This is a genomic window from Apibacter muscae, assembly GCF_007845595.1.
Lineage (GTDB): Bacteria > Bacteroidota > Bacteroidia > Flavobacteriales > Weeksellaceae > Apibacter > Apibacter muscae.
Window position 1 is genome coordinate 1 of record NZ_SELI01000002.1, and the last position, 1,278, is coordinate 1,278.

1 protein-coding gene is annotated in these 1,278 nt (G+C 27.0%); it reads right to left on the bottom strand.

Translation table 11 applies throughout. From position 1 onward, the window contains the following. Window positions 1–217 precede the first annotated feature (217 nt). The gene (locus tag ETU10_RS00030; RefSeq protein WP_185145018.1) at window positions 218–622 is read right to left on the bottom strand and encodes a hypothetical protein; all 405 of its coding nucleotides are present in this window, start codon (window positions 620–622) and stop codon (window positions 218–220) included. Window positions 623–1,278 lie beyond the last annotated feature (656 nt).

Below are 1,278 nucleotides of genomic sequence, written 5' to 3' on the forward strand. Positions count from 1 at the left end.
TGGAATTTTATATTCATTGTAAAGAGTTAAGAGTTCTATAACTAAGGTTAATTCTCTATAGCCAAAGTTTTCTAAGTTAGTAAGGGTAGATATCATAAGTGAGTAAATAAGTAAATAATAAAAAATCCTTCCATTTCTGTGAGATTACTAAGTAGGGTAAAAACAAAAGTGGAAGGAATTAGTGAGTAATATTCAGAGATATTTATATTAGAAGAACCTAAACTACTAATTCTTCATTGGTTTGAAAGGAATGATTTTCTGCTAGTTCTCTTTGTACATAGGAAGAATGATTCTGAGTTGTAGATTGATTGGGAGAAATAGCAGAGTTATTTTCTGGAACATACTCATAGCTATGACTAAGTAAAATTATTTCTTCTGTATCTTTGATAGTATAGGAATAAGGTTCACATTCTACTTTTTCTATTTTTCCTTGTATCTGAGTTCCTATAAGAGCTTGACAAGTTTGTTCATCAAATGTGGAAGTTATATAGGCTTTTTTAGCAGTGGCATAGAATTTTCCTGTGGTCTTGGATTGTATCATTTCTATTCCTCCACTAATTTCCAGAATAAAGAAGTCTTGGTTATCTTTTTGTCTTTTTTTGTAATTGATAATGGTTACCATGATTTTTGTGTTTTTGTGTGAATGTTTTAAGTTAGATTGGTTTTTAATAGAATTTAGGTTTAGTAGTGAGTTTCAGCTATCACCTTGAATATAGTACTAATTTCAGTTATTCTATTAGGGGCAGTGTTTCGTGTTTTTTTGACTGCTCTAAATAAGTGAGGGAATTTTGTGTGAGTAAATGTTATAAGTTAATCCCTGAATTATAAAGGGATATTATTTATTATTAAAATGATTATTGTATTCTACAAAATATAAATATTAGATTCCAATTTGTCAATAGGTAAGGTAAAGAATAATGTCTCAAAGAATTATTGCTAATGATTAATATATTACTTTTTTATAAGTGAGGATATTACATATTGTAATAACAATATTAAATCAGATGATATATTTTTAATATTTCTATATAGTAACATGATGATACCATTTGTATAAAATATAGTAGTTACAATGAGTAAGCATAATCACTAGCTACACTACAAAACAAAATTGATAATATTAAAGTTATCAAGTAAGTATATTTTATAATTTTATTCATGGCTGAAATTTTATAATTTTCTCAAAAATGGGTGGGGGTATTTTGTTTTCTAAAATAAGTGGGGGTGTTTTTTATAGGGACACTTACTCTCTCTGTTTTGAAGATAACTAAAATTTTT